This is a genomic window from Clostridium sp. AF02-29, assembly GCF_934835585.1.
In the GTDB taxonomy this organism is placed as follows: Bacteria; Bacillota; Clostridia; order Lachnospirales; family Lachnospiraceae; genus Otoolea; species Otoolea fessa.
This window is the reverse complement of record NZ_CAKVZK010000065.1, coordinates 1-4,992: the sequence shown is the minus strand read 5'-3', so window position 1 is coordinate 4,992 and position 4,992 is coordinate 1. Positions and strand designations below refer to the sequence as shown.

Annotated in this window: 4 protein-coding genes; all 4 read left to right on the top strand. The window is 41.6% G+C overall.

The features are described from left to right. The first annotated feature begins 11 nt into the window (after positions 1-11). The 4 genes from PUQ60_RS11265 to PUQ60_RS11250 all read left to right on the top strand — a co-directional run bounded on the left by PUQ60_RS11265 (position 12) and on the right by PUQ60_RS11250 (position 4,813). Positions 12-161 carry an HAD hydrolase-like protein gene (locus tag PUQ60_RS11265; RefSeq protein ID WP_337955634.1) on the top strand — a complete coding sequence of 50 codons (150 nt, stop codon included), beginning with the start codon at positions 12-14 and terminating at the stop codon, positions 159-161. Between the two features lie 18 nt (positions 162-179). Then, on the top strand, positions 180-1,175 hold the full coding sequence (locus PUQ60_RS11260; RefSeq protein WP_273483018.1) for a kinase: 996 nt from the start codon (positions 180-182) through the stop codon (positions 1,173-1,175). Between the two features lie 139 nt (positions 1,176-1,314). Beyond that, complete coding sequence (locus tag PUQ60_RS11255) at positions 1,315-3,225, top strand: hypothetical protein (protein WP_117470555.1); 1,911 nt, start codon at positions 1,315-1,317, stop codon at positions 3,223-3,225. Further along, a complete protein-coding gene (locus PUQ60_RS11250) occupies positions 3,209-4,813 on the top strand; it encodes a hypothetical protein (protein WP_117470556.1) in 1,605 nt (534 codons plus the stop codon). Before PUQ60_RS11255 ends, PUQ60_RS11250 begins: the two co-directional genes overlap by 17 nt. Positions 4,814-4,992 lie beyond the last annotated feature (179 nt).

The following is a 4,992-nucleotide window of genomic DNA, read 5'->3' as shown; positions in this document are numbered from 1 at the left end:
GTGATACGACGATGGATATCCAGACCGGGATCAACGCAGGAATGCGCACGGCGTTGGTACAGACCGGTGAGGCTGGAAACGATAAGAAATATGACGTGAAGCCGGATCTTGTCTGCAGGGACCTTTTGGACGCGGTAGAGAAGATTTTACAGGTAGATTAACATATTAGGAGAACAATTATGATCATTACACAGACCCCCTTTAGAATGTCCTTCTTCGGAGGCGGAACAGACTTCCCGGACTTTTATAAGGAACACGGCGGAGCCGTAATCTCAACAACCTTTGATAAATACTGCTATGTAAATGTGCGCCATTTACCGCGCTTTTTCGATTATTCCACAGAGCTTTCCTATTCTAAGATCGAGCGCGTGACGGATGTCAACGATATCAATCATCCGGCAATCCGGGAGGCGATGAAATATCTCGATATGCAGGAAATCCGTCTTACTTATGAGGCAGACCTTCCAGCAAGATCCGGACTTGGAACGAGCAGCTCTTTTGCGGTTGGAATGTTAAATGCTTTCTATGCGTTAAAAGGAAAATACGCGGATAAGAGAAAGCTTGCGGATGATGCGATCTATCTGGAGCGAGTTCTCTGCAACGAGAGTGGCGGCGTTCAGGATCAGATTGCGGCGGCGTTTGGCGGATTAAACAGGATCAACTTTAGTGCTGACGGATACGAGGTAAATCCGGTCATTATCTCTCCGGAGAGAAAGGCACAGTTAAACCAGAATCTGATGCTGTTCTTCACCGGATTTTCCAGATTTTCTTCCGATATCCAGCAGACAACGGAAAAAGCACTGGTAGATAAGCAGAAGCAGCTTCTTGAGATGCTGTCTCTGGTGGATGACGCGGAGAAGGTCCTCACATCCAAGACAGACCTCAATGAATTCGGAAGACTTCTCGATTATACATGGAAGCTGAAACGTGGAATTTCCAATGGAATTTCAACAGATTCCATCGATGGACTTTACGCAAAGGGAATGGCAGCAGGCGCTCTCGGCGGAAAGCTTCTCGGCGCGGGCGGCGGCGGATTCCTTCTCTTCTACGTAGAGCCGGATAAGCAGGAAGCGGTTCATAAGGCGATGGAAGAACTCTTATATGTTCCGTTTGAGTTTGAGAACAGCGGTACGAGAGTGATCCATTATACGCCGGAGACGTATGAGAAGAGATAAAATATAGAATTATAGAAACTTATAAATGATACGAACATAGAAAATATCCCAACGGTTAGTAAAAGACTGTTGGGATTTTTCTAAATATAAGCTGAAACAGGAAACCATATAACATTCATACTTTTAAAGAGGTGGTTTTATGTACGAAGACGAGAGAAAAAATGAAATCGAGCATGTATTAAAACGCGGAAAAGAAATTCTGAATGAACACCCGGAAATGTACGAGAAAACATATCAGGAAGTGTTAAATATTCTGGATGATGGCACGCGTGAAATGATTCATAACAGGTGGGGAGTCACAGCGCGGATGCTTGCCGAAAATATGAATGTTACAAATCTGACAGATCTTGTAGATGGGCTTGCAAAGGAAGTAGAGTTCTGCGGCAGGAAAACGCTTACATGTGAATATGCCGGTTATCTGCTACAGCAGGAATATGGAGTCGATTTGATCGAATTGCTGTTTCTGGCTGGAGAAAAAGGAGTGATCGATCGGATCATTTCATTTGTGCGCCCGAATATTTATTATGCAAAAACATTTCGCAGAGAACAGGTAACAAAGCTTATTGGTCTATTGGAGCGGCACAAAGGTGAAGAATGGGGCGATGGAATACTTTGGGCATATAGATGTTTTGTCATGAAAATGGAAACATATGCGGTGGTTTTCGATGAAATTGGAGAAGTAAGATGTCAGACAGAGTATAGATTGTTAGGACTTTTTCGAGGATCATGGTATCAGAAAAACAGAGATGAGGCGGAAGCGGTAAGTGAGAAATTACTGGCTTTGGGAGGAAAGTGGAACGCAATGACTGCGATTGATTTTCTGGAAACAGGTTTAAACTATGGAGAAACGATATTCCGGAAAAATTTTCAAAGATTGTGTGAGCTGGCGCATGCATCCAGCGAAATAGAAGAGTATGAAATCCCATTGCTGGTACAGTATGAAACGCGATATGGCGAGAAGGAAAAAACTATTGATGAGGAAATTCTGAAGCGACTTAATGAGATTCCGAGTGGAGTAATGAGCGAAAAGCTGCGGTTTGCGGGGATAATAGCAGATCTGGTAGAGGTTCCGGACAATATCGAACAAGTATTTAAAACGATGATTTTTTCGGATTTCCATAAAGATAGTTCCATGCTTACGACGTTAGATATGTACTATGCAAGAGTGCAGAAAAATGGAAATGACATAGTAACAGTTTTAGAAAATCTACGTCATATTTTTATTGCTAATGGATATAGGGGAAATGATTACATGACATTTTTTAGACAAATGCCAATGGTACACAGTATTCTTCGAAAAGATGAAGAGAAGGTGACGGCTGCGGCAATTTCATATATAGTCGGCGGCGGGATGAAGGAACTCTTTTTTGGCATTGGTCTTCTTTCGGAGGCTGGCAGCTTTGCGAAAATTACAGAGAACTGCGAGGCGGAAAGAGGGAAAGAAATATATTCAGAAAAAGACTGGATCCGTGTTGTAAGAGCAATCCTCTATTATACATATCAGGGAGAACTTGCCTGCAGTACAGCGTTTCACCTTTTAAAGGCAGAAATGGCAGGGGATGAATATATAGAGGTCTGTATGTATGAGATATATGGCAATTATCCAGATACGATGCGCAAAACTGCAGAGAATTATAGAAAATCTGAATACAAACAGCAGGTAAAGCTTGCTGAAAGAGTTTTAGAACATTCCGAAAAAGCGCGTGCAATTCGAGAAAGAATTTATGAAATAAAAGACTTAAGGCCATCTGAGAAAGACCAGATGATGATCAGGTATGCAGAGTGTGAATTTAATCGTAAGGTCAATAAAAACGCAGATAAAGCTTCCCTGACCGGATTACTTTTTCAATCAAGGACATTAAAATATGGGGCGCGGAGCGGAACAGTTATAACTGGGCGTAAGCAGGAATTGATGTATCAGGCAAATCCATTTATGAAATTTGAACATAGTGTGGAATTGCCAAATTTATATATTGAAGATCCGGTCGGATATGAACTAATGAGACAACGGTTTGAGAGGGAGGTGGAATCAGATGCGTCTGGTAATTAAAGATTATCTGTCACAGTTAAAAGAAAAGGATGAGCTTGATTTCCTGATATGTGATCTTCTGCTTCAGATGGGCTATATTACAGATAACCGGCCAGAGACAGGAAATCGGCAATATGGTGTTGATATCCGGGCACGTAAAGGGAGGGAGATCCTACTCGGGGTTATCAAGCAGGGAAGATTAAACCGGGCAAACTGGGATTCAGGTCCGAATGCCGTACGACAAAGTGTCAACGAGATTCGGGATACTTACATCAGGCAGATGACAGAGGATGATCAGAAAAAACAGATCCGAATTGTTGTGATCACAAATGATATGATGGATGAGGCTGTACGGATTGCATGGGATAGTTACGTGGATGAAAATGCGAAATGGGGCAGAAAAAATATCACGATGGAATTCTGGAATATCGATAAGCTGGTTGACGATGTTCAGAAATATCTTTTCGAGGAAAATCTGTTTGGGGCAGAATGGCAGTCGTTATTGAGAAAAGCACTATATTTTATTGAAGAAAGTGATTACCGGAATTACTACTTCGAGCGGATTATCGATGGATATCTTTCCGGGATAAGTACGGCAGACAAGCCTAAAATTCGGGATAAAAAGCTTGCAGGTCTTTATATGGCGACACAGATGATTGCACAGTATGCTTCAGATGCACATATTAATAAAATTGCCATCATGGTTACGGAATATCTGATCATTCGTTACTGGAAATATCTGCTGGAACATCAACTCTTTGAAAAGAAAGCATATACAGAGTGGCTGATAAAATTTCTAAAGGCATATGAAAAGTGGAATGAACAGTATTATGATGCAGTTCGACCCTGCTGTGAAGATGAGAATCAGCTCCCGCTATATCATTCTGTGGAGCAAAGAATGATCTTGTATGAAATGATAGGATATCTGACAACGTATGCATATTATCAGTGTTGTAAGAATGAAAAAGACAGAGATTCATGGGCAAAGGGGGCAAATGTATATAACAGCGTTATGAATCTGATCCGGAATCATCCGCAGTTCTTGTATCCGCCATACGATGAGCATATCGGGATTATTAGCATGCTGTACCGGCTTATGGACCATGTCGGAAACCAGAATGATATCCGATATCTTATGGATCAACAGTGTACAAGACTGGTTATGGAATACAGAATGCACAAACGCTATCCGGCACCTTCAGATACGTTTGAAGAAGCGTTGAGCATTTATCAGAATCAGGAGAATGATTATAATTGCTCAGGCCTTTGGGGTGGAATGCTGCAATGGATGGTCCTCATGGATCAGGGGGAGCTATACGAGAAGTGCAAATGGAATCTTCAGGAAGACTTTAAGGATGTGACAAAGTGCGTATGGTTTTTAAGGGCGGAGGAAGAACTAAAACTCTACGATGCTTATGCGATGAATTTGGCGGGAGATGGAACTTGCTTTGAAGTCGAGGATGATTTTGAAAGTCTCAAAAAACAGATCCAGTTTGTCAGAGAACAATATAAAGAGGAAAGCTTCAGTTATGAGACCTATTCCTTTCCGGCATTAGAGTTTATCGTTAGTCGATATTATGGGTATTCAGTGAGAATTAGGCGAGAATAGCAGAGAAAATAAAGCGAATATAGCCTGTTAAAAAATTAACGTCTGGAAATCTGGCAGAAATTTGGCAAGATCAGGATAATCAGAGTAAAGGATTGTAAAAACGAAAGAGAGATGTTATAATGGGTTAAGCTGAATTTGTCATGCGTAGTCGAAGATTGCGCATGGCATTCTTATGGGAG